We start from the raw sequence: 23,959 nt of genomic DNA, 5'->3' as shown, positions 1-23,959 counted from the left end.
AGAAGACAACGCATGAGCCAATATACATCGCCGGAAATTCCGTCTCCCTGCTATGTGCTGGATGAAAAACTGCTGCGCAAGAACCTGGAGCTGATGCAAAAGGTGCAAGAGCAAAGTGGTGCTGACATTATTCTGGCACTGAAAGGCTATGCCATGTGGTCGGCCTTTCCGCTTATCCGTCAGTATCTGAAAGGCTGCACAGCCAGCTCTGTCTGGGAGGCAAAGCTGGCAGCGGAAGAGTTTTCACGCGAAGTTCACGCTTATGCGCCAGCTTATAAACAAGAAGACATCGACGAGCTATTGCCGTTGGTCAATCACTTGTCCTTCAACAGTATTTCTCAGTGGCATAAATACCGTGAACAAACTGCAGCTGTCGGTGTTTCTATTGGTCTTCGTATTAACCCGGAGCATCAGGAAGCAGAAACCGAGCTTTATGATCCCAGTGCTCCCGGTTCACGTCTGGGGATTCGCGCCAGCGAGCTTCAGCAGCAGGACTTAACCGGAGTGGAAGGTCTGCATGTGCACAATCTCTGCGAGTGCGACTCGTTTGCTCTTGAGCGCACACTTGATGCTGTTGAAAGTCGTTTTGGCGAACAGCTGAAACAAATGAAGTGGCTGAACTTAGGCGGTGGGCATCTCATGACCCGTCAGGGCTACGATGTTGATCACCTGATAAAGCAGCTGAAACGCTTGCGCGAAACTTATGATCTGCAAGTGATACTGGAGCCTGGCTCGGCAGTGGCCTGGCAAACCGGTCCGCTGGTCTGCGAAGTGGTGGATATTGTTGAGAACCAGGGACAAATCGCTTTACTGGACATTTCAGCAACGGCTCACATGCCGGACGTGCTGGAAATGCCATATCGCCCGGTCATTACCGGCGCAGGCTTACCCGCCGAAAAAGCCTTCAGTTACCGCTTAGGTGGCAACAGTTGCTTAGCCGGGGACGTTATCGGTGAGTACAGTTTTGATCAGCCTCTGGCTGTTGGTGACCGTTTAGTTTTTGAAGACATGATGCACTACACCATGGTGAAGACATCCTTCTTTAACGGCGTTCAGCATCCGGCTATTGGTATTTTACGGGAAAGTGGTCAGTTTGACTGTGTACGGCAATTTAGTTACGAAGATTTCCGCAACCGCTTGTCTTAAGCACAAGTAAACTTGCGCAACTCAAACAAAGGCCACTAATCCAGTGGCCTTTTTGCTTTTTCAACGACCGAAGGTGGCATTCTCTCAGCCAGCTTTGCCAGTTTTTGCTCAATATCCTGATAGGTGCCCTGGTTTGCTGTTATCGCATTATGTAACCAATGATAGGCCTTTTCGTAGTCATACGGGCTGCCTTTATCCGCTAGCAAGATCTCAGCAAAGCGTCGTTGCGCCGGCAAATTCCCTAGCGAAGCAGCTTCACGAAGATACAAAATGGCGCGGTCAATATCCTTTTGAACCAGAACTCCTTCATGATAATAGCGCCCCAACTGCTCCAGAGCTTCCAGTAAGCCATGCTGAGCCGCTTTTTCCATATAAAGCAGGCCAAGTTCAGGGTCACGGTCATAACAGACGCCCCAGGCCATCATGTCGCCATATAAGAACTGATACGTTGGACGACGCTCGAGCTCTGCCTGAGCTTCAATATCCTGCGCCAGCTGGCAGCGGTCGGTATCGCGTACTCGTTTAAGATGCGCGTTGGTTGCAAACATCTCAACAAGTTCGGCGTCTGAGTACAGTTGCACAGCCTCAACGTCCTGCGCCTGCGCTTTGTGCACTGCGGTCAGTCCGGCTACAGCAATCAGCATTGGAATGACTATTTTCATAAAGTTGCCTGTGCTCTCTCTGAATTTACCTAAAGGTTTAACTGTTTAGGTTATCGGCACAGAGTCGCAAACCCTTAAACAACAAATCGTCATAACGACGAAATTTACCAGACAAGGTTCGCATTAAATGCTCACCATCGCCACCGGTAACAACGACATCAAAAGACTCTTGCGAGAAATGCTCCCGAGATAACTGAATAGCCTGTGCAATAGCGCCTGTGAGCGCAGCTTCCGTTCCCTGAGCAATACCGTCAAAGGTATTTTGCCCGGCCGCAAGCCCGTCACGCTCAATGTCGTCTACCGTAATACCTTTTAAATTCGCTGTTCCCTGGCCAAGGGCATTTAGCATGAGCTGCCGTCCGGGGACTATCCAGCCTCCCAGATGTCGGCCGTCAGCTCTCAGCCAGTCAATCGTTAATGCAGTACCGGCATCTACTATCAAGGCATTCTTTTGAATTTGCTCGTGACAGCCAAGTAATGCCATCCAGCGATCAGAACCCAGACGCTCAGCTTGTTCACCATAGCCGTTAATGACTCCGGCCTGTTCCGCTTTCGTTTTTTGCCAGACAACACTGATACCAAGCTCCGCCAGTGAGCTATTCAGGGTGTCCATCACCTGTACCGCAGCAACGCTGCAACCTATGGCTTTTTGCTCGTGCTGAATTTGTTGGTTACTGATCACTTCCAGCAATAGCTCTTTTAGCGAATGACTCAAGTCATTAAGCCAACTTTGGTGAGGTATCGCACCCAGTATTTCAATCTCGTCGGTGTCAGTATCCCACCAGGCAAATTTACTGCGGGTATTACCGGCATCAATTAATAGCATCTTGCGCCCTCAATGAAACTTCACCACCAAAATAGCGACGTACGCCCTGCTCATCTTCTACGAGTAAAGCACCGTTCTCATCAATCCCACGGCAGGTTCCTAAGCAAACCCTCTGCCCCATAATCAGTTTTACCGGTTGATCGATAAAGCGGTCGTACTGCTGCCAGCGTTGCTGGAACGCGGAAAGCCCGCTCTGTCCATACTGCTGCAAAGCAGACAACACCGATGCCCGCACCTCGGCCGCAACCTTATTACGTGAAACAGGTTGTGGTAACTCAGAGTTTAAATCTGTCCACGCCTGATCAATTTTTTCTCCGACATGGTCCGGCATTCTTAAATTAATACCAATACCAATAATGCTGTGCGCAGCACCTTCCGGAGCGGTTTCTAAATCAACCAGAATTCCGGTCACTTTCTTACCAGCAATATAAACATCGTTAGGCCATTTTACACTGACCTCATCAATACCCAAATTGGTAAAGCATTCCGCCAAAGCAACACCAACGGCTAAACTTAACCCCATAGCGCCATGAATACCGTCATCCAGCGGCCAGTAAATACTTAGGTAGAGGTTACTGCCAAAAGGCGAGTACCACTGTTTGCCTCGCCGCCCACGACCGGCTGTCTGAGCTTCTGCAAATAAGGAGAAGCCGGCGTCCAAAGTTCCTGACTTAGCAAGTTCTTTTACCTGGTCATTGCTGGAATCAACCACGGAGCGTACTTCAAACTCTGGTTTATTTTTCCATTGCGCCGGTGTTTCTTTTTCAATCGCTTGTGAGCGCAGCAATTCAATAGGCCTTGCCAGTTTGTAGCCACGCCCTGTGACAGAAAACAACTCAAGACCAAGCTCTTCCAGCTTATGAATATGCTGATTAACCGCTGCCCGGGATATCCCCAGAGACTCACCAATAGCTTGCCCGGAGTGAAATTCACCATTAGCTAACAAGGTAATCAGTTGATCAAGGCGCTCTGATTGTTTCATTTTTCTGCCGCCAACTGCACAAGCCCGTGCTGGCCAACCAGACGAACTTCCGGCTCCAGTTCAATTCCACTGGCTTCTTTTACGTGCTTCATAATTTTCTGTGCCAACCGGCTGACATCTGCTCCAGTCGCTCTTGCCCGGTTAATTAACACCAGTGCCTGATTCGGATTAACCGCTGCATCGCCCTCGTTTAAGCTCTTCAAACCCAGGTGTTCAATCAGCCAGCCAGCTGCTACTTTTGAACGACTCTCGTCAGCGGGAAAATAGACTATATCTGGCCATTTCTGCAATAAGCTTTCCAGTAGCGCATTAGAAACAACAGGGTTCTTAAAAAAGCTTCCTGCGTTCGGAATGACTTTGGGGTCAGGTAATTTTTTCTGGCGTACTTCTATAACCTTGTCGAAAATGCTTTGTGCACTCGCATTATCGCTCAACTGGTTCAGTGGAGAGTAATGAGTCACAGGCCGCCAGTCTTTAGGTAACCGAAAAGTTACGGATGTTATCAGCCAGCGCCCGGGGTGCTGTTTAAACAAACTGTCCCGGTAAGCAAACTGGCAGTCCTCTGTGCTCATACTCACCCAGCACTTTTCGCTAATATCCCAGGCTGTTACCTGTTCAATAAATGTCGCCACTTCCACACCATAGGCCCCAATATTTTGAACAGGAGCCGCTCCCACTGAGCCGGGTATCAATGCCAAATTTTCCATACCATCAATGTTTCGGCCGCGTAAGTCGGTCACAAAATTGTGCCAGTTTTCACCGGCTGCCGCGGTAACTAAAAAGCTTGTCTCCAGCTCTTCAATGCACACGCCAAGCAAACGGTTACAGACAACGGTTCCCTGAAAGTCTTCCAGAAACAAGGTGTTGCTGCCTTCACCCAGCAAGTAATAAGGCTCTTCAAAAGCTAACTGCTCAACCTCGTCGCTGCTGTTCAGTTCAATTAAAGTCCGGCATTTGGCCGGTAACTTAAAAGTATGTCGCTCAGCAAGCTCTATCAACTTCTGGCTCCTCCTGCCTTTCGGGTGCTGATGTACTTCAAAAATGCTTTTAATGCGGCGGGTTTAGCCGGTTTTGGTAAAAATTGCAGGCCGCTTTTTCTGGCGGCCTGTTTCACAGCGTCATCACGCATTGCAGTGACTAACGCCGCCGGTATCTTTTGCTGCCAAATGTCACGTAACTCTTCTGCTAAGGCTAAACCGTCGCCGTCACCGAGTTGGTAATCCAGCAGCAGCCCCTGAGGAGCTTTATCACCACGGTGTGCCTTGGCATAAGCCAAAGCTTTGCTATAACTGTTAAAAGTCAGAGCTTCACACTCCCACTTACTCAAAAGAGCACTTAAGGCACTCAAATTTTCATTATCGTCATCCACAACCATCAGTTGCAGGCGGTCAGACAGCGCATCTTCCTGTTGTTTTTTAGGGCGGCTGATGACTTGAGCGGCATTACCTAACGGTACTCGCACCGAAAAACAGGAACCTTTGCCTTCAACCGATTCAACCTGAATATCGCAATTGAGTTGCTCACCCATACGTTGAGCAACACTTAACCCTAACCCGACTCCGTCTACCGTCTGGTTCTGCACTCGATAAAATGCATCAAATACTTTGTTCTGTTGCTGCGCAGCAATACCCGGACCGGTATCCCACACCGCAATTTGGAGTTCGTCTCCGCGCTTACGAACCCCTAATAATACACTGCCTTTCTGCGTGTATTTAATGGCATTAGATAAGAAGTTCTGCACGATACGCCGTAAATACGTCGGATCGGTATACACAGGCCTGTCTTTGTAAAAAGCGCGAAAGTCCAGCTTTCTCTGTTCAGCAAGTACAGCGTATTCTTCCACCAGAGGATCCAGAACGGAACTGAGCTGAACATGCCGGAACTGCGGCTTTAACGCCCCCTGATCCATCTTCGCTATCGACAGTAAAGTCGACAAAAGATGCTCGGTTGAGCCAAGCGCCGTATCGAGTTTACCCACTAACGACAAGTTACGCTCTGAGAGTTCTTTTTCCTGAATTGCCGAGAGGTATAACCGTGCTGCATTTAGTGGCTGTAAAATATCATGACTGGCCAGGGCCAGAAAGCGTGTTTTCGAAGCATTTGCAGCTTCAGCCTCTGCTTTCGCCTTTTTTAATTCTTCTTCTACCTGACGACGCCTATCGATTTCAGCCGTCAGCTCCTGGTTAATTTCGCGAATTTCCTGCGTACGAACATCAACCCGCTGCTCAAGGTCAATATTTGCATCTTCCAGCGCCTGCTGAGTCTCAACGTGTGACGTAATATCGGTAAAACTGGTAACAAAGCCGCCGGTTGGTAACGGGTTTCCTACCATTTCTATAACCCGTCCATCGGCTCTGCGGCGAATAAAGCGGTGCGCCGAGCCCATTTGCATATAACGCAGACGCTTATCAACCAGCTCGTCCACCTCACCCGGACCGCATTCGCCACGCTCTGCATTGTAACGAATGAGCGTAGCAATCGGCTGCCCCGGCTTAACCATGCCCTCAGGGTACTCGAACAAGTCCAGATACCGCTTATTCCAGGCTACCAGTCGTAACTCAGCATCGACAACACTAATACCCTGGGCCAGGTTCTCAAGCGAACTGAACAGTATTGACTGCTGCGTTTGTAGCGCCTGAGTCGTGTCGTCAAAAAAGTGAACAACCTCTTCCAGGTTAAGCTGCTTATCCCTCAGGGCGGCATCAATTAACGAACGGGCTGTTGCAGAACCCAAGACACCGGCAATAGCCCGTTCAACAAAGCTAATAAACGGCTTTTCTGCAATTTCTTCGAGCTTAAGTTCCGTATTTTCGGGACGCTGATAGTACTGCATAAGTTGCTGGGCACGCTCTGCGCCCAGGAAGGTTTTGAGCAGCAACAACATGTCTGCGTTGGTCGCGTTGTCGTTCTTGTTTAAGTGTAAGTCTGGTAGAGCCGCTCTTGGTTTTACAAAAGCCGTTGACTGAATCCTGTCGACTAACCGCGGCTTTGCCAGCAGAGAAAAAACAATAAAACTGAAGGTATTAAGCCCCAGTGAAACAACGGTTCCACGGGTGATAATTTCGACATCGGTCAGTTGGCTGTTCGTATACAAAGGAATTAATACCGCGATGACCCAACCCACGGAACCAGCCAGCAGCCCGGCATAAACACCACGGGCGTGACCTTTTCGCCAATAAAGTGCAGCGAGTAAAGCCGGCAGCAGCTGCAAAACCAGAGAAAACGCCAGCAAGCCAATACTGACCAGGTTGGTACGTGCGGCCCAGAAGTAGTAGCACAGAAAAGACAAAACCATAGTCACGGCAATGGCCACACGGCGGATTAACAATAACGCCCGGTCGTATTCTCTTCGTCTGTGCTTTAACGGCAAGCGCGATTCACGCTGCAGCAAAATAGGCATGATGACATCGTTAGTGATCATGGTACTCAACGTGACAGAGGCAATAATCACCATAGCCGTTGCGGCCGAAATTCCGCCAATAAAGATAACCAGAGATAACCACAACTGATCTTTCAAAAGCGGCAGCTGCAGCGCATAAGTTGAACCGTCAGAGCTTGCCGAAAGATAAAAGGTACCGGCAATAGCAATGGGAACTATAGCGGCGGCCGTTAACGCTAAATAAAGTGGGAACCCCCAACGGGCAGTGCGTAAGTGTCGAACGTCGACATTGTCCACAACCGCAACGTGAAACTGTCTGGGCAGACAAAGAATTGCGCCGGCGGCCATAAAGGTCTGGACAATAAACTCAAACTCGCCGAATGAGGCGAAAGACCACTGCGGCTTACTAATGTCGGTAAACGAACTGATTAAATCAGACTGCGCATCGCCCTGAATAAGAGACCAGGCAAATATACCCGCAGCCATTAGTGCCACCAGTTTAATCATGGACTCTACCGCTATCGCCAGAATCATACCGCTGCGATACTCGGTAACCTCAACATGCCGGGTGCCAAACAGCATGGCGAAAATAGCCATTAAGGCCGCAGCACCCAATTCTTTGATTGAGAACTCAGCCATCATGCCGGTATTTTCGGTTAATACGGCAAAGCTGATACCTACAGCCTTAAGCTGAAGTGCTATGTAAGGAATGATAGCAACAGCTGCAATGCCGGTAACAGCTACGGCAAGGCGTCGTCTTTTCCCAAATCGGGATGAAATGAAATCGGCAATGGAGGTGATGTTTTGTTGTTTACTAACCGAAACCAGTTTTTCCAGAATTCGGATACCAAACAAGAACAGAAGAATAGGCCCCAACAAAATAGGGAAAAATGCCCAACCGTCGACAGCGGCATTTCCTACAGCGCCATAATAAGTCCAGGACGTGCAATAAATTGCCAACGACATGGAGTAGACAAAAGGTTTATGGCTAACCTTATTCGCCCAGGAACCAATCCGGTCACCCCAGGTGGCAACAGCGAAAAGAAAGATCACATAAGCCAGTGAGGCAAATATTAGTAGCCAGGTCATAATTGCAGACGTTCAGCCACCAAAACAGCCTGGGTACGACTGTAAACTCCCAGTTTTCGGAATATTGCAGTAATGTGCGCTTTAACCGTTGCTTCGGTTATTCCCAGTTGATAGGCAATCTGTTTATTCAACAGACCCTCGTGAAGGAAATGCAGCACCCGGTATTGTTGCGGGGTCAGTTCGGCAACCTTACGTGCCAGCTCCTGATCTTCATCTGAAATCACATCCAGCCGCTCCCGGGTTTCTTTTGGAACCCAGGTCTCACCTTGTAAGATGGTATCTATAGCCTCTGCTATTTCGGCAGAGGGTAACGACTTTGGAATAAAGCCCAAAGCGCCAAAACCAATGCACTTAGCAACAATTGACGAGTCTTCACTACCAGAAATAATAGCGACGGGTAAAAGCGGGTAATCTTCTCTTACACGAATAAGGCCATATAAATCGCCACTTCCGGGCATATGTAAATCCAGCAGAAGTAAATCAACGTCATCGTCTTTATTTAACGCAGCCAAAGTTGAATCTAAGTCTTCGGCTTCGCGTAAGGTAAGTTCAGAAAAGTGATTCGCGAGAGCGCCTTGCAGCGCCTCGCGAAACAATGGGTGGTCATCTGCGATTAAAAATTTCGCCATGAGATTCCAAATTAAGTGACATTATTTATTCATTCGATTTTCTATCAATGAATCTACCACACTTGGATCAGCAAGCGTAGAGGTGTCACCGAGGTTTTCATACTCATTCGCAGCAATCTTACGCAAAATGCGGCGCATGATCTTACCCGAACGTGTTTTAGGCAAACCAGTGGTCCAGTGAATCAAATCAGGCGTTGCAATTGGGCTTAATTCAGAGCGAACCCAGTTACGAACTTCTTTGGTCAATTCATCGGTTACCTCAACACCTTCAACGGGCGTTACGTACACATAAATACCCTGACCTTTTAAGTCATGCGGATAGCCAACAACGGCCGCTTCCGCCACAGACTTATGTGCTACCAGCGCACTTTCAATTTCAGCGGTACCCAGGCGGTGTCCTGACACATTCAGAACGTCATCCATGCGGCCGGTTATCCAGTAGTAACCATCGGCATCACGGCGTGCGCCGTCGCCACTGAAGTACATATTCTTAAAGGTCGAGAAATAAGTTTGCTCGAAACGCTCGTGGTCACCCCACAGTGTCCGCATTTGACCCGGCCAGGAATCTTTAATCACCAGACCACCTTCCGCTTCGCCTTCCTGAAGGTTGCCTTCGCTGTCGACTAATGCCGGCTGAATACCGAAGAAAGGACGAGTGGCAGAACCCGGCTTCAAATCCGTGGCTCCCGGCAGTGGAGTAATCAAAATACCACCGTTCTCCGTTTGCCACCAGGTATCCATAATTGGGCATTTACCGTTACCAATAGCGCGGTGATACCACTCCCAGGCTTCCGGGTTAATCGGTTCACCAACACTGCCCAAAATACGTAAGCTTTCGCGGGTCGAGGTTTTCGCTGCCTCGTCACCTTTTGCCATTAACGCACGAATAGCTGTTGGTGCCGTATAAAGAATGTTCACTTTATGTTTATCGACAATTTCGCCAATACGACCAACACCCGGATAGGTAGGAACGCCTTCGAACATCAGGGTTGTCGCACCGTTCGCTAACGGTCCGTAAACAATGTACGAGTGACCAGTGATCCAGCCAACGTCCGCGGCACACCAGTAAACTTCGTCTTCCTGATAGTCAAAAACGTACTCGTGGGTCATGGATGCGTACACCATATAACCACCGGTAGTATGCACCACGCCCTTAGGCTTGCCGGTTGAACCCGAGGTATAAAGAATGAATAGCGGGTCTTCGGCGTTCATCACTTCTGCCTGACATTCGTCACTGACGTTACCAACCAGTTCATGCCACCAAACGTCACGACCCTCAGTCCAGTCGACATCACCTTCAGTTACACGGCACACAATGCTGTGCTCTAACGAAGGGCAGGCGCCGCCCGACAAAGCTTTATCCACATTGGCTTTCAGGCCAATAGTGCTGCCGCCACGACGACCTTCATCCGCGGTAATAATGGCTTTTGCCTGACAGTCGTTAATACGGTCAGCAATGGCGTTTGGTGAGAACCCACCGAAGATAACCGAGTGAACCGCACCAATGCGCGCACAAGCCAACATGGCATAAGCCGCTTCCGGCACCATTGGCATGTAAATAGCAACGCGGTCACCTTTGCTTATACCTAGTTTTTTCAGGCCATTAGCAAAACGGGATACCTCTTTATGTAGCTCGCGGTAGGTGATGTGTTTGTCTACACTAGGGTCGTCGCCTTCCCAGATAATCGCGGTTTTATCGGCTTTATCAGCAAGGTGACGGTCGACACAGTTGTAACAGGCGTTTAGAGTGCCGTCTTCGTACCACTTAACACTGACTTTACCCGGTTCGAAACTGGTATTTTTAACTTTGGTGTAAGGTGTGAACCAAGTAATTCGCTGTCCGTGTTCACTCCAGAAACCTTCAGGATCGTCTACTGACTGTTGGTAAAGTTTCTTATAACCGTCATTATCGATTTTGGCTTTAGCTTTGATATGTTCAGGAACTGAATACAGTTGCGACATTACCTCTTCCTCCTTATTCGCAAGATGGTATCTGTTGTACGTTTTAAAGGGCTTAAACACTATTAGACCATAGTCTAGATTGATAAAAATTGACCAGTTAACGAGAATTAACAGCGTTTATCTTTGGCATAACAATAAAATGCACGATCAAAACGAACACTTGGCTGACAGGGGAGAACACCATGGCTAAAGCAAGTATCGCAAAGAAATTCACCGTATCAGCAGCAAGCGCTGCCGTACTCGGTGTTATGAGCTTAGGCGCTCAGGCAAACGAAACTGACATCGATTTTGGTGGTTTTGTTAAACTGGACATGATGGTATCGGACTACACCGATGGTCAGGCACCTTCAAGCGGCAGTATCGCTCGGCAACAGTATATTCCAAGCCTCACCCCTGTGGGTGGTGAAGGCGACGACATGGTCACCGATTTTCACGCACGTCAGTCGCGTTTTTTCCTTACCACCGACACTGAGTTAGATAATGGCGAAACTCTGACCGGCCATATCGAAATGGATTTTATGTTGACGCCTGACGGTGACCAACGTATTTCAAACTCTTATAATCCGCGTCTACGTCACGCATTTTTAAAATATGGGAAATGGACTTTTGGTCAAACCTGGTCTAACTTTCAGGACCTAAACATTCTGGCTGAATCCGTCGACTTTATCGGTATTACTGACGGCATTATTTTCGTGCGCCAGGCACAAATCCGCTATACCTCGGGGGGCTTTAGTGCCTCAATTGAAAACCCTGAAACAACCGTAACTCCGGTTGGTGGCGGTCGTATTATTTCCAGTGACGGTTTTGCACCGGACGTAACCTTTAAATATACCGGTAAAACTGACAACTTAACCTGGCAGGCTTCTGCACTTTTACGCCAATTAACTTACGATGTCAGTCAAACTGGCGATGATGAAACCACCTTTGGTTACGGTGTCAGCTTTGGCGCTAAATACACCTTCGGCATGGATGATATCCGCGCATCAGTTACCACAGGTTCAGGTTTAGGTCGTTATTTAGGTCTAAACACCTGGAACGGTGCCTATATTGACAGCAATGGTGAGTTAGAAGCCATTGACTCAACCGGTGTATCCTTTGCTTATCGCCACTTCTGGTCAGAGAAACTGCGTTCAAACGTGGTGTACTCTCGCGGCTGGGCAGATAACGATGGTGAAGTACTGGCTTTGGCAGGCGATATGACAGAATACACTCAACGCCTTGCGTTTAACTTAATGTATTCACCGGCATCTAACCTGACTTTCGGTGCAGAGATTTCAAAAGCAAATCGTGAAACGGAAGCTAGTGTAGACGGTGACTTAAACCGCCTTCAACTTATGGCGATGTATAAATTCTAAAGACCGCGTAGCCTGACATTTATGTCAGGCTACACATCTTTCTTTATTAAATGTCAGCAATAACAGGTTTGTTTTCTGACAGCGCCAGCCAACCACGGATTACACGGTAAATAACCCATATGGTAACCGCCAGTAGCACTAAATAACCGATCACAACAAACAACAGTATAATACCAATGATTGTTCCAATAACGCCTACCCAGAAGGTTTTAATTAACCAGTTAAAGTGACTTTCCACCCAAGTGCCACGGGCTTCACTGCGCTTTAAGTAGGCTAAAATAACAGCGGCAATCGACGCAAAAGGAATAATGAGACTCAGGGCATATAAAATATACCCAACAAGTGCCATTTTCTTTAGTTGTTCCTGATGTTCTGAGTTCACTTCCATTGTCATAAGGTTTCCTCTTATTGTTGTTTTATCCCAAACTGCATCATCAACAACTAACGATTTAACTACTTTTAACGAACAATCTCAATCAGTGCTTTACCAATATCGGTGTTATCCATATAGCCACCGAAGTTTTCACTGTAAGGGCCGGCGGCAAATACAGGAACATCAACACCCGTATGCCCGCTGGTGGTCCAGCCGGTACCGGTAATATCGCCCGTTATATAAACCAACGCCTGATGTAAGCTGTCTTCCCGCGCTTCGCCCTCTTCTTCAGCGGCAATAGCGAGTTCATCAATATAGTCCTGAGTGAGCTCAAAGTTCACTTTGTCCGCAACGTAGTCCGGCCAATTGTCGGAGTCCATGCTAAGCATTTCTTCACTCATATGCGCAATTGAGCTTTCAATTTGCATAACGCGATCAGAATACCAGGCATACTCACCATCACGTCCAATAGTCAGTCCGCCGGTTGAGTGGTCGGCCGTCATAACAATCAAAGTATTCGGGTTATTCTCGCGGTACTCACGAACAACTTGCAGAGCCCGGTTCAGGCCGTCCATTTCGTGCACAGCGCAGGCAATATCATTAGCATGACCACACCAGTCAATTTCACTGCCTTCAATCATTAGCGCAAAAGGCTGCTGCTTTTTATCCAACAAACGTAAAGCAGTGCGTGTCATATTTGCCAGAGCATCAACATCACCATCAATGGCATAAGGCAAACCTTTCTCAGCAAAAAGTCCCATTACGGGTGCCGTATCGACTGACTCCAACTGCTCCATGTCGGTTACAATTTGCATACCATGTTCCGGTAAAATATCCAGCCAGTTCTTATCATCACGGTCAAAGTAGCTTTGTCCACCACCTAACATGACATCAAAAGAAGCTTCACCCTCAACCACCTGAGTCGCAATTTTATCCGCTATTTGGTTGTACTCGTAGCGCGATGGGTGGTGAGTAAAGAAGGATGCCGGCGTGGCATGGTTCACTTGCGAAGTCGATACCGAGCCCGTTGACCAACCGCTCTCACGTGCCAGTTCCATCATCGTCTGCAAAGGATACTTGTTAGCGTCAACACCAATAGCACCGTTGTAACTTTTAACCCCTGTTGCAAGGGCCGTTGCACCGGCTGCCGAATCGGTCACCCAGGTATCATCATCTGGATAGGTTGTTGCCGCGCCTTTCAGCATGGCGTCAAACTCGGTTTTAGCAATGGTTTTACTGTCTAAATCGGACATGGCATAACGGTAGGCTGTAATAAATTCAAACCCCATACCGTCGCCAATAATATAGATAATATTTGGCTTCTGTTCTTCTGCATGCACCATAGAGGATGCGAAAGCCAGTCCAATACCAGCCACTAATGCTTTGAGTTTCATACCACGACTCCTTTTTGAATAACTTGCGCAGTATAACAAAGCCAGGATGTCAGGAATATGACAATAAACTCAGGATCATTGCCGTTTAGCGGTAATGCTTCCGTCGGCCAGCCTAACCTCTATGGTACTGCCAACGCTCACCTGCTTCTCGCTGCGAACAACGTCACCGCTCTCGGTGCGGACAATTGCGTAGCCGCGTTCCAGTGTGTTTAGCGGACTAACCAGGTTTAATGACTGCATTAACTGCTGCTGCCGGGCTCTGTTCTCTTTTAACAACCGTTGCATGACTAATGGCAGGCGCTGTTGCTGATGATTCAACTTGTCGTGTAAACGCTGTAGCTCTTTTTGCGGGTGAACCGCCTGTAATCGGCCTTGCAGGTAAGAAACCCGCTGTTGCTGACGTGCTAAACGATTCTGCAGTGCACGGCTGGCTCGAGCCTGCAATTCATCAGCCAATTGTGATTGTTGTTGCAGCTGACGTTGCGGGTGCTGCTGCTGAAGACGAGTCTGCAGAAACTGCCAGCGCTGCTTTAAACGCTGTAACAGTCTTTGTTGGGCCAGAGCTAAGCGTTTTTGCAGAGCCTGAGCTTTTTGTTGCTGTTGCTGCTGGTCGCGGGTTACCAGCTCGGCAGCCGCCGACGGCGTCGGAGCTCTGACATCCGCAACAAAGTCAGAGATGGTGAAGTCAATTTCATGACCGACCGCGCTAATGGTTGGCATGGGTGCCGTGGCCAAAAGACGCGCAAAACTCTCATCGTTGAAGCACCATAAATCTTCCAGTGAACCGCCACCACGGCTGACTAAAAGCACATCCACTTCATTACGTTCAAAAGCGGTTTTCAGCATGGCCTGCAACTGTGGTACCGCCGCTTCACCCTGAACGGCACTAGGATAAATAATGACTTCCACGCTAGGGTCGCGACGCTTCATGACAGCTAATATGTCTTTTATTGCAGCACCCGTTGGCGACGTCAGCACACCAACTTTATGAATGTGCTCGGGCAGTACCCGCTTGCGTTCAGTCGCAAACAACCCTTCGCTCGAGAGTTTCTCCTTTAACTGCTCATAGCGTTGCTGTAATAACCCCTGCCCGGCATCTTCCACCTGTTCAATAATCAGTTGATAGTCGCCGCGCGGCTCATAAACCGTGACCTTAGCCCGCACCAGAACCTGCATACCATTTTGCGGTCGAACTTTAGCGCGTTGATTGGCATTGCGGAACATAGCGCAACGAACCTGAGCACGCTCATCTTTCAAAGTGAAGTACCAATGTCCGGAGCCCGGTGCCGCAAAATTTGAGATTTCTCCAACCAGACTAATTTGCCCGAACCCCTGCTCTAACAGTTGCCGGATCTCAATGTTTAACTGGCTGACCGAATACACCATGAACGTCACTCTTTTCTTTAAAGTTAATAGCGAAATCATACCACACTCAACGGATATCAAAATAAGCCCAATTGCATTTAGACGTCTAAATGTCTTGACGGCTTTATATCCATTTATTACAGTCAGGAAATGGTTCATCAACGCGAGGTTAGCTATGGTTCAGCCAGTTGCCCGCAGTTTTTACAAAGAGACCTCCTTCGGACGCATCAAAGGCTACCGTTATGGCGATGCCGACGCGCCTGCAATTGTTGTACAAGGGGGCATCAGCGCCAGCGGTAGACTATGGAAGCCAGATAAAAGCGGTTGGTGGCAGTCACTTCACCCGGTATTTTCTGATCTCGATGATGTACAAGTCATTAGCTTTGATTACTTTGGCGGGTTGGGAGGTTCTGACTGCCCTGCTATTCCTTTAACGGTTCAACAGCACAGTGAGGCCATACGTCAGGCACTACGAGATGAAACCAGTGATCTGCAAGCCTGGGTTGGCGGATCCTTTGGTGGTGTTTTGGGGCTTCAGTTTGCTGCTGACCACCCAACGGAATTAACTCATCTGACAGCTATTGGAGCCGCTCATAAGCCTTCTGTTCATTCCGCCCTGTTGCGCTATTTTCAACAAGCATTGATTCAGCGCTGCGGTGATGATCAGTCCGGAATTATTCTCGCCCGGGCGCTGGCCATGCTGAGTTACCGTACCGCTGAAGAGTTCGAGCAACGGTTTAACCACGCCGACGATGCGTTTGAGTATCTTCTGTATCAGGGAGAAAAGCTGTTAAAACAAAACGGTAATAACTGTCGCAGCCTGTTCACACACCTGACACCAATACTGAATGACTACAGCATTGATCCAACCAGGGTTCAGGCAAAGGTGCAACTTATCGACTTTCATAATGATGCTATCGCGCCTCCAAGTCTGGTCACGGAGCTGGAGCAATTACTCCCTAATCACACAGGTCGAGTCACCATTGAAACACCTTTTGGTCACGATGGTTTTATTAAAAATGTCGAACAATACCAATCGGCTTTAACGCATTTTTTAACTGAATCTCAACTGGAGTCCGCATGAAAGACGAAACACTAGCCATACATCATGGCTATGAAACCGACCCAACAACCAAGTCGGTAGCAACGCCCATTTATCAAACGGTGTCATACGAGTTTGATAACGCTCAGCACGGCGCCGATCTGTTTGATTTAGCGGTTGAAGGAAATATCTACTCGCGCATTATGAACCCGACCAACGATGTTCTGGAGAAACGCGTGGCAGAACTGGAACACGGTGTTGCAGCACTTGCCGTGGGGTCCGGCATGGCCGCGATTGAATATGCTCTCATTACTTTGGCCAGTCAGGGCGACAATATTGTCACTACACCACAGCTTTACGGCGGAACTTATACGCTATTCCGCCATATGCTGCCATCATTTGGTATTGAGGTGCGTTTCGCCGACTCCGACAAGCCTGAAGATATAGCGAAGCTTATTGATAGTAAAACCAAAGCGGTTTACTGCGAAAGTATCGGCAATCCTGCCGGTAACATCGCCGACTTAGAAGGGTATGCTCAGGTTGCACATAAACATGGGGTGCCTTTGGTCGTTGATAATACAGTCGCAACCCCCATACTCTGCAAGCCTGTTGATTTCGGTGCAGATATTGTTGTTCACTCGCTGACGAAATACATCGGTGGCCACGGCAATTCGGTTGGCGGTCTAATTGTTGACAGTGGTCGTTTCGACTGGGCTCAGGAAAAACAGCGTTTCCCTCAGTTTAGCTCACCCGAGCCCGCCTATCATGGCGTGGTTTATACTGATGCTTTTGGCCCCGCCGCATTTATAGCACGAGTGCGAACCGTTGCGCTGCGCAATACCGGAGCCTGTTTATCACCGTTTAACGCCTTCCTGCTATTGCAGGGGCTGGAGACTCTGGCCTTACGTATTGAACGTCATTGTGAAAACGCATTAAAAGTGGCTGAATATTTAAAAGCACATCCTCAGGTAGAGTGGGTTAACTTTGCAGCTTTACCAGAACACCGGAATCAAGAACTGGCAAAGAAATACATTAAGAATGCAGTACCGGCTTCGCTACTAACCTTTGGTGTTAAGGGTGGCTACGATGCCGGTGTGACTTTTTATGACAAGCTGAAACTGTTTAAGCGTCTGGTCAATATCGGTGATGCCAAGTCACTGGCCTGCCACCCTGCATCAACAACGCACCGGCAACTATCAACGGAAGAGCAAGCCTCGGTTGGCGTAAAACCTGAAGCCATACGCTTATGTGTGGGTATTGAAAATGTGGAAGATATTATTGCTGATATCTCACAAGCTTTGAGTTAATTAAGTACAAAAAAAGGCCACTTTCAGTGGCCTTTTTAAACAAAACGTTAGTCTTCTTTTTTCAGGTGAACGTCCATTTGGGGAAAGGGAATGCCAATACCCTCTTCATCCAGACGGTCTTTAATACGTTCCAGAAGATCCCAGCGGGTCGGCCAGTAATCTTCATTTTTTGTCCACGGACGCACGTTAAAGTCGACCGAAGAGTCACCAAGGTTGGTTACCGTAACCACAGGTTCAGGATCTTTCAGTACACGCTCGTCACTGGTAATAACATCCATCAGTGCTTTTTTCGTTTGCTGTAAGTTAGCACTGTAACTAACGCCAATCACTAAATCGATACGGCGCAACTCTTCGCGGTTGTAGTTGACGATGGGGCCGCCAATAATTTCAGAGTTAGGAACAAAAACCACCTTACGGTCCGGCGTTTTCATTATCGTCTGAAAAATATTAATTTGTTCAACCGTTCCTGAAACACCACCAGCGTCTACATATTCGCCGGCACGAATAGGACGGAACATAATAAGTAAAACGCCCGATGCAATGTTTGACAAAGACCCCTGCAGAGCAAGGCCAATGGCCAAACCTGCCGCACCTAAAATAGCAATAAAGGAAGTGGTTTCAACACCAACGTGTGACAACGCCATCATAATAGCGGCAATGAATATTACCGTTTTCAGAATCGCACCCACAAAACTGATGACTGCACCGTCTACTTCGCGCTTACGCATGTTCTTGGTCATTACACCGGTAACAGTATTCGCAACCATTTTACCGATAATGAGTATCGCAATAGCGATAACAAACTTAATCGAGAAACCGATCAGCATATCCTGGTTATCATTAATCCACTGAACGATGTTATCCATACAAATTCCTTATTAGGCAGAGGCTTAAACGAGTTATTAATTACAGTAATTGTAAACGGACTGACCTGCAAGTCAGATCACAACCGGAAGGAGTAACGTCCCTGAGAGTCAGGTTTCCCCATATACTCCATCATTCTAGCTAAACCTTCAGGTGTTCTTGGTGTCGGTTTAACCGTTCCCTGAGCATTAAAACTTTGACTATTAATACTGCCGTTAAAGTTCAGCCCCAGACTATTATTTCCGTCCATAGCAAGCGTAACGGCATTATTATCACTACAGCCGAGTTCAACCGGAAAATCCCCCAGAGACTGCCATTGGTTATTGACCAATACGCGTATTTGTTCTCCTCGTGCCTGCCCCTGCAGCTCGTCACACCAACGCACAGGCCCGGGAGCAGTGACCACAAAGCTGTCCAGCGACAAGCGCCAGTTACCACCCGTTTTTAGCGGTAAGCGAGTACCAACCAGCTGTAATAGCGCGTTGACATCACCACTGGCTGTTACATTCTTCGCGCCAACCTTTGTTGAGCCGGCCAGCAATTGACCGTTCAACGCAAAAGGGTTGTTGTTCTGAGGAAGGTTAACATCCACCACAAGCTCGCCCAGCAACACAGACGAGACCTGCCAGTCCCACGCCAGATTACTCAGCACTATGTCATCAACAGCCACCTGTCCGGCAGTCCCCTGCCATAAGCTACCACTCACCTGAGATATCCGGATGTTATCCGGTAGCGGAAACCAGTAAACCACTCGTGCCGGTAGCATAACCAGCATGGCAACCAGATACACGACAACTAACCAGGGTATCCAGCGCTTTAGATTCATGAAGCCTCTCTTACTAACAATTTACGGAGCCTAACTTGTCCGGGTGCATTCAATTTTGCAATATCGACCGACGTCAATACTAACTGCTGGCGCTGCTCTAATTCAGCCAAAAAACTTACCAGGTCAGAGAAAGACACTTCATCCACGGTCAATAAATAGTCCTGACCCTGAGGTTGCAAACGCGCTATTTGGATATCTTGCGCTGCAGCAGCACGGTTAATGCGTTGACTCACTGAACCAGACGCGCTTTCTCGTTGTCCGGTTTTACCCTCTAACTTTTTATAACGTGCGATAGCTTGCTGTACCCACTGGTACTGCTGCTGTTGAGCCTCTAACTTGCGCTCGGCATTAGCCACTGCCTGAGCACTGGGTTGCCACACAGCGAAATACAGTAAAGCAATAAAAAGCACACCGCCTAATACAGACAGCAACGTCTTCTCACGTTGATTAAACTGGCGCCAGCGTTGGGCGCCCAAATCCAGATAAGGCTTTAAGTAGCATTTGAGTCCGTTCATGACTGTGCCCCTCCACTTTCAACTTGCACCGTCAATGCGCCTGATACCGTTTCTCCGCGGTTACTCATTGAGCCGGCTTCAATATTCAGGCCTTCTGCCTTTGCGGCTTGCTGGAAAGATTCAAACTGGGAAAAACTTTTAGCCGTTGCCTGCAACCGCAATTCGTTATTCTGAAACCGCAACAGCTCAAGCTGCAAGTCAGGTTGAGACTTAAATGCCGGTTCTAATTGCTGCAGAACAGCAAGCACTGATACCTGGTCTGAATTACCGAGACCCAGTCCGTCTAACTGTCGTTGCAATTGAACTTTCAAATTCACAATTCGGGTATTACCTGGAAATGCATCCCGATAAAGTTGCTCAGCCTGAGCTTTCAACGTTTCGCTTTGTGAATTTAGCTGCCAGTAACGCACACCATTTAACACAATAGCCAAGACAAAAAGTACACTTGCGGCTGTGGCAAAAGCCTGCCAGGGGAGCTCTACTGAACGTTTCGCTCTGTGTGAACGATAGTTTCCCTGCCTTAGGTTAAGCTTATTACCCGTTTCAAGACTTTGCACCGCAATAGTAAAAGGTACTTCGATATCGGCAGCAGTTAAAGGTGCCGGAGACTGAGGCCAGTTTAACTCACCGTAGTGAACAATTTCGGTTGGGTTTTCCTGCTCTGAAGCAAGGGCCGGTGCTAACTCTGCAAACTGTCCTTTTTCAACGGTAAAACCTTCCCAGGTTCCCGTTCTGACAATAACGCTGTCACCAAGCTCTATCGCCTGCCAAACATCTTCCTGATACGGAAGCAGGAAACAATCAGGCACCCAGTAAGGAGCGTCAATACCGGCCTCTAAAAACAGTTTTAGCCATTCATCCATTCGCTCTTTTGCGACTACGGCGACAGGTAATTCCGTTCCTTTTACGTCCGGCCAGGAGAAATGCAGCTGCTCTATGTCACTTGCCAGCTCTTCTTCCAGTGCATAAGGGATAATGCGTTGCAGGTGTCTCTTAGTACCCGCAGGCAGTGTTACCTTTGTCATAAAGACGTCCTGCCCCGGCAAGGCAACAACAACCTCGCAACGGCCTGCTTTGTCTTTGAGCTGAGAAAGCTCATCGACTGAATTCAGGCTACCGCTGGCAATTAACTCCTGCTGATTTTTATGCCAAACCAGCCAGGGTATGGGTTCATTCGTACCGTAAGCTGGCAAACGCAGAATCAGTGTTTCTTGCATAAACTAATCTCCCATCGCCCGGTACAATGTCTGTACTCGACCTTGGTTTAAATGTAATACCGAGCGCGCTCTCATCTCTATTTCACCCCACTGGATCATCGCAACCAGCTGGAAATACTCGCTTTTTACCGTCAGCTCTGAAAGGTCACTTTCCAGTTCAGAACGAACATTTTCAAGCTCAGCTAATTCGGTTAACTCTTCATCCGACTCGTAGCCCTGCTCCGGCCTATTGGCCAAAAGCGACATAGCATCAGCAATTGACAACTTACCTTCTGTCACGCCCGTCAGTACCGCTGCCTGCTCTTGTTCCAGTGTATTTATATTTATTTTTAATTCAGATTCATTAGGAATAACACAAACAACGGGCTTCAGTTTATTAACAATTTTAGCACTGTAACCGCGTACCATTCTTAGCTCACTCAAGTCCAGCAAGTGACTATTTGCTGCAAGATAGGGCTTGGGTAAGCTTTCGTAGTCTGGATCTTCTGCACCATTGCTTCCCGATAACTCGCTATCTTCATCTATCCAGTCTACCAGACTGTCGGTCAAAATTTCGGCCTGATAATTATCAATATCTAATGCCTGTAACAAGGCTTTATATTGCCGTTTGCGCTTTTCCAGTGTGCCTGGATCTTCCGCGTCAGCACTCAAACTGTTTAGATTAAAGCAGCTGTACAAGTCATTTACTCGTGCGGCGATTTGGCCGCCCTCGACAGGGAAAGGCCCATTGCGACCCGCCCAGTTTTGTTCACTATGGGCGACACCATCATTCTCATCGAGCTCTGTTTTAAGCACTTCTTTTAAAACATCTTCGGCGCTTAGCCACATCCAGTAGCCCTGCTCAGCTTGTTGCAGATTTCCCATACGGGTTATTTGCAACTGTAGTTTGCCACCTAAGTTGACGGCAATAACCGATACTAAAGCAATGACCAGCAGGACGGTTATCAGTGCCGCTCCCTTTTGCGACGACCGGGTTAAGTTAGTTGGCACCTCGATCCCCCTCAGAGTCATCAACTGCTAACTGACCAACACCAGCAATCAGAAACACCCGCCTAATGGTGCCAAAGTTTTCACTGCCAATGATAACTTCAACCGCCTGAGGTAAGTCACCTGCACTCTCCCAGCTATCGCTCCAGCCCTTTTCTGTGTCTCGACTCGAGCGACTCCCCGCTTCACTGCGATAAAACCGAAAAGAGAGTTCATTCACATCTTCTAATAACGTCTGAATTGACGGCTCTGATGAGCGATCATTAACAAATGTCTCGGTAACGCGCTGTAAGTCACCCTCCCATAGGCGGTAAACCACCGGCTGCAATTCGCTGCGCGGCAGAATATAGCCGGGGTTATCAAAACCGCTTCTGACAAACGCCAGCACGCCGCCGTCTGATTCAAAGTATCTTGGGTCGTTACTTAAATACTGATGCGTAATTTCCATAGCCGATGGCCGCGTCGGTTTAGCGACCATTTGGCGAATATCCTGCTGCATCAGCAACTGACTAAACTGCAAACGCTCTAGCTGATCACGCTGTTTCTGCGATTGCTCTTCTGTGCTGACCATTTGGTTCAGCACTTGAAAACTCGCAATACCGATGATGGCGAATATCACCATGGTGACCAACACCTCAACTAAGGTGAACCCTCTGTTTGCAGAGTTAGCGACCATTGCGAGACTCCACCGCTGAATCCGGTTTACGCACGTAACGGGTTAGCCGAAAGTGTTCACGGCCGTTTTCGCTCTTCATCACTTTTATCGTTACCGCAACCACATTTGGCGTTACGGTTTCGGTCACTTGTTGTTGCCAGTACCAGGTAATGTCAGCTTGTTCTTGCTGGCCTTTTCGTCCGTTTTCCAGCGGCCAGTTGTTTTCAATAGAAAGCTCAGCCAGACGGTTAGAGGCCACATACTGTGCGAAGGTTTTATCCTGCAGGGCACTTAACCCGGTCAAATGTCCACTGGCCGCTTGTAACGCCGCCAAAGCGGCCAGACTAAAAACCGATAAAGCGACCATCACTTCAATTAATGTAAACCCTCGCATTAGCCGCATAACTACTCCGGAGCCTCTTCGGAGATACTGATTAACCAACTGTTTTGTGCAATCAACCAGCGTTCCGCTTCAGGCTCGTTTAAATGCTCGATATGAACACTAAACAATGTCATCTCGCCGCTTGGAAGAATCAGAATATCGGGAACCAGACTGTCATCGTCACTTTCATCCGCGAATAGGCCACTCTCTAAGGACTCACTTTGCTCAACTATGGCTATACCCCGACTGGTAAACTCCCAGCGCATTGGCCATTCGGTCTTCTGGGCCCGCAAACCACGAGGACTCTTCTCTTTCCATTGTTCGTCCTGCCAGAATAAAAAACGATATCCGTCCTCATGAAACTTGAGACCGACAGGTTGCTGCCTGACCATGGCATATTCGCGTGCGTAGTTAAGCTGCTGACGTAACGCAACAGCAGCGTTATGAGGAGAATCTCCGCCACGCTCACCGCCTGGCAGGGTAAACACAACAGCGCTGGCGATAAGGCCCAGGATGGCCATCACCAGCATGACTTCAATTAAGGTAAAACCAAATTGACGACGCTTATTGATCACGGTCGTTGTTGCCAATCATCCAGCTGCCGAAGTCATCATCAGTGCCCGGCTGCCCATCAGGACCCGGCGAGAAAATATCAACATCGTCATACTGGCCCGGGTTCAATAACAGATAGTCATTACCATAAGGGTCTTGTGGTAACCGGCGGATATAACCACCACGACGATAACTGCGCGGCTGAGGATCTAAGTTCGGTTCGTTAACTAAAGCTTCAAGGCCTTGCTCAGTCGTTGGGAACATGCCGTTGTCGAGGTGATACTGTGCCAATGCATTTTCTAAAGCAACAATGTCAGCGATAACTTTTTGTTCATTCGCTTTTTCCTGATTGCCCAGAACATTGGGTAGCACCATAGTCGCCAGAATACCGATAATGGCAATAACGACCATTACTTCGACTAATGAAAAACCTGATTGATTACGTCTCAT

At 48.3% G+C, this 23,959-nt stretch carries 23 protein-coding genes; 4 read left to right on the top strand and 19 right to left on the bottom strand.

The window, feature by feature from the left end; translation table 11 throughout:
• The first annotated feature begins 12 nt into the window (after positions 1 to 12).
• A complete protein-coding gene (gene nspC, locus BM359_RS10740) occupies positions 13 to 1,146 on the top strand; it encodes a carboxynorspermidine decarboxylase (protein ID WP_054489263.1) in 1,134 nt (377 codons plus the stop codon).
• 35 nt (positions 1,147 to 1,181) lie between these two features.
• On the opposite strand, the gene BM359_RS10735 is transcribed toward nspC, so the two are convergent.
• Genes BM359_RS10735 through acs form a run of 7 tightly spaced genes read right to left on the bottom strand, consistent with a single transcriptional unit; the run spans position 1,182 to position 10,675 of the window.
• Positions 1,182 to 1,808, bottom strand: a complete 627-nt coding sequence (locus tag BM359_RS10735) for a tetratricopeptide repeat protein (RefSeq protein WP_054489265.1) — start codon at positions 1,806 to 1,808, stop codon at positions 1,182 to 1,184.
• 37 nt (positions 1,809 to 1,845) lie between these two features.
• The gene (locus BM359_RS10730) at positions 1,846 to 2,634 is read right to left on the bottom strand and encodes a type III pantothenate kinase (RefSeq protein ID WP_054489267.1); all 789 of its coding nucleotides are present in this window, start codon (positions 2,632 to 2,634) and stop codon (positions 1,846 to 1,848) included.
• Positions 2,621 to 3,616 (bottom strand): bifunctional biotin--[acetyl-CoA-carboxylase] ligase/biotin operon repressor BirA, encoded by a 996-nt coding sequence (birA, locus tag BM359_RS10725; RefSeq protein WP_054489269.1) that lies wholly within the window; start codon positions 3,614 to 3,616, stop codon positions 2,621 to 2,623. Before birA ends, BM359_RS10730 begins: the two co-directional genes overlap by 14 nt.
• Positions 3,613 to 4,614, bottom strand: coding sequence for a UDP-N-acetylmuramate dehydrogenase (gene murB / locus BM359_RS10720; protein ID WP_054489272.1), 1,002 nt, complete (start codon positions 4,612 to 4,614; stop codon positions 3,613 to 3,615). Before murB ends, birA begins: the two co-directional genes overlap by 4 nt.
• Complete coding sequence (locus tag BM359_RS10715; protein WP_054489274.1) at positions 4,611 to 8,084, bottom strand: PAS domain-containing hybrid sensor histidine kinase/response regulator; 3,474 nt, start codon at positions 8,082 to 8,084, stop codon at positions 4,611 to 4,613. The genes murB and BM359_RS10715 overlap by 4 nt, the downstream gene beginning before the upstream one ends.
• Positions 8,081 to 8,713 carry a response regulator transcription factor gene (locus BM359_RS10710; protein ID WP_054489278.1) on the bottom strand — a complete coding sequence of 211 codons (633 nt, stop codon included), beginning with the start codon at positions 8,711 to 8,713 and terminating at the stop codon, positions 8,081 to 8,083. The genes BM359_RS10715 and BM359_RS10710 overlap by 4 nt, the downstream gene beginning before the upstream one ends.
• A gap of 21 nt (positions 8,714 to 8,734) precedes the next feature.
• The gene (gene acs / locus BM359_RS10705; protein WP_054489280.1) at positions 8,735 to 10,675 is read right to left on the bottom strand and encodes an acetate--CoA ligase; all 1,941 of its coding nucleotides are present in this window, start codon (positions 10,673 to 10,675) and stop codon (positions 8,735 to 8,737) included.
• 182 nt (positions 10,676 to 10,857) lie between these two features.
• Between acs and BM359_RS10700 the strand changes: the two genes are divergently transcribed.
• Complete coding sequence (locus tag BM359_RS10700; RefSeq protein ID WP_054489282.1) at positions 10,858 to 12,030, top strand: DcaP family trimeric outer membrane transporter; 1,173 nt, start codon at positions 10,858 to 10,860, stop codon at positions 12,028 to 12,030.
• A 46-nt stretch (positions 12,031 to 12,076) separates the two neighbouring features.
• Here BM359_RS10700 and BM359_RS10695 read toward each other — a convergent pair whose 3' ends face one another.
• The 3 genes from BM359_RS10695 to xseA all read right to left on the bottom strand — a co-directional run bounded on the left by BM359_RS10695 (position 12,077) and on the right by xseA (position 15,183).
• Complete coding sequence (locus BM359_RS10695) at positions 12,077 to 12,424, bottom strand: DUF4870 family protein (protein ID WP_054489284.1); 348 nt, start codon at positions 12,422 to 12,424, stop codon at positions 12,077 to 12,079.
• A gap of 65 nt (positions 12,425 to 12,489) precedes the next feature.
• Positions 12,490 to 13,797, bottom strand: coding sequence for an alkaline phosphatase (locus BM359_RS10690; protein WP_054489286.1), 1,308 nt, complete (start codon positions 13,795 to 13,797; stop codon positions 12,490 to 12,492).
• A 75-nt stretch (positions 13,798 to 13,872) separates the two neighbouring features.
• Entirely contained in the window at positions 13,873 to 15,183 is a 1,311-nt protein-coding gene (xseA, locus tag BM359_RS10685) for an exodeoxyribonuclease VII large subunit (protein WP_054489288.1), read from the bottom strand.
• 154 nt (positions 15,184 to 15,337) lie between these two features.
• Between xseA and BM359_RS10680 the strand changes: the two genes are divergently transcribed.
• Together BM359_RS10680 and BM359_RS10675 are read left to right on the top strand one after the other, a co-directional pair.
• Positions 15,338 to 16,246 (top strand): alpha/beta fold hydrolase, encoded by a 909-nt coding sequence (locus BM359_RS10680; protein WP_054489289.1) that lies wholly within the window; start codon positions 15,338 to 15,340, stop codon positions 16,244 to 16,246.
• Positions 16,243 to 17,511: an O-acetylhomoserine aminocarboxypropyltransferase/cysteine synthase family protein gene (locus tag BM359_RS10675; protein WP_054489291.1), complete on the top strand. Its 1,269-nt coding sequence runs from the start codon at positions 16,243 to 16,245 to the stop codon at positions 17,509 to 17,511. The genes BM359_RS10680 and BM359_RS10675 overlap by 4 nt, the downstream gene beginning before the upstream one ends.
• Before the next feature lie 47 nt (positions 17,512 to 17,558).
• Here the strand turns inward: BM359_RS10675 and BM359_RS10670 are convergent, their stop codons facing one another.
• The 9 genes from BM359_RS10670 to gspG all read right to left on the bottom strand — a co-directional run bounded on the left by BM359_RS10670 (position 17,559) and on the right by gspG (position 23,959).
• Positions 17,559 to 18,377 (bottom strand): mechanosensitive ion channel domain-containing protein, encoded by an 819-nt coding sequence (locus BM359_RS10670; protein WP_054489294.1) that lies wholly within the window; start codon positions 18,375 to 18,377, stop codon positions 17,559 to 17,561.
• A 77-nt stretch (positions 18,378 to 18,454) separates the two neighbouring features.
• Positions 18,455 to 19,201, bottom strand: coding sequence for a type II secretion system protein N (locus BM359_RS10665; protein WP_054489296.1), 747 nt, complete (start codon positions 19,199 to 19,201; stop codon positions 18,455 to 18,457).
• Complete coding sequence (gene gspM, locus BM359_RS10660) at positions 19,198 to 19,716, bottom strand: type II secretion system protein GspM (protein ID WP_054489298.1); 519 nt, start codon at positions 19,714 to 19,716, stop codon at positions 19,198 to 19,200. The genes BM359_RS10665 and gspM overlap by 4 nt, the downstream gene beginning before the upstream one ends.
• Positions 19,713 to 20,933, bottom strand: a complete 1,221-nt coding sequence (gene gspL, locus BM359_RS10655) for a type II secretion system protein GspL (protein WP_054489300.1) — start codon at positions 20,931 to 20,933, stop codon at positions 19,713 to 19,715. Before gspL ends, gspM begins: the two co-directional genes overlap by 4 nt.
• Before the next feature lie 3 nt (positions 20,934 to 20,936).
• A complete protein-coding gene (gspK, locus tag BM359_RS10650) occupies positions 20,937 to 21,923 on the bottom strand; it encodes a type II secretion system minor pseudopilin GspK (RefSeq protein WP_054489302.1) in 987 nt (328 codons plus the stop codon).
• On the bottom strand, positions 21,913 to 22,596 hold the full coding sequence (gene gspJ / locus BM359_RS10645) for a type II secretion system minor pseudopilin GspJ (protein ID WP_054489304.1): 684 nt from the start codon (positions 22,594 to 22,596) through the stop codon (positions 21,913 to 21,915). Before gspJ ends, gspK begins: the two co-directional genes overlap by 11 nt.
• Complete coding sequence (gene gspI, locus BM359_RS10640) at positions 22,586 to 22,978, bottom strand: type II secretion system minor pseudopilin GspI (RefSeq protein WP_054489306.1); 393 nt, start codon at positions 22,976 to 22,978, stop codon at positions 22,586 to 22,588. The genes gspJ and gspI overlap by 11 nt, the downstream gene beginning before the upstream one ends.
• A 2-nt stretch (positions 22,979 to 22,980) precedes the next feature.
• Entirely contained in the window at positions 22,981 to 23,547 is a 567-nt protein-coding gene (gene gspH / locus BM359_RS10635) for a type II secretion system minor pseudopilin GspH (protein WP_224798248.1), read from the bottom strand.
• Positions 23,522 to 23,959, bottom strand: a complete 438-nt coding sequence (gene gspG / locus BM359_RS10630; RefSeq protein ID WP_054489310.1) for a type II secretion system major pseudopilin GspG — start codon at positions 23,957 to 23,959, stop codon at positions 23,522 to 23,524. Before gspG ends, gspH begins: the two co-directional genes overlap by 26 nt.

It is taken from the genome of Idiomarina abyssalis (assembly GCF_900116625.1).
GTDB classification, from domain to species: domain Bacteria; phylum Pseudomonadota; class Gammaproteobacteria; order Enterobacterales; family Alteromonadaceae; genus Idiomarina; species Idiomarina abyssalis.
This window is presented reverse-complemented; position numbering and strand designations above follow the sequence as displayed.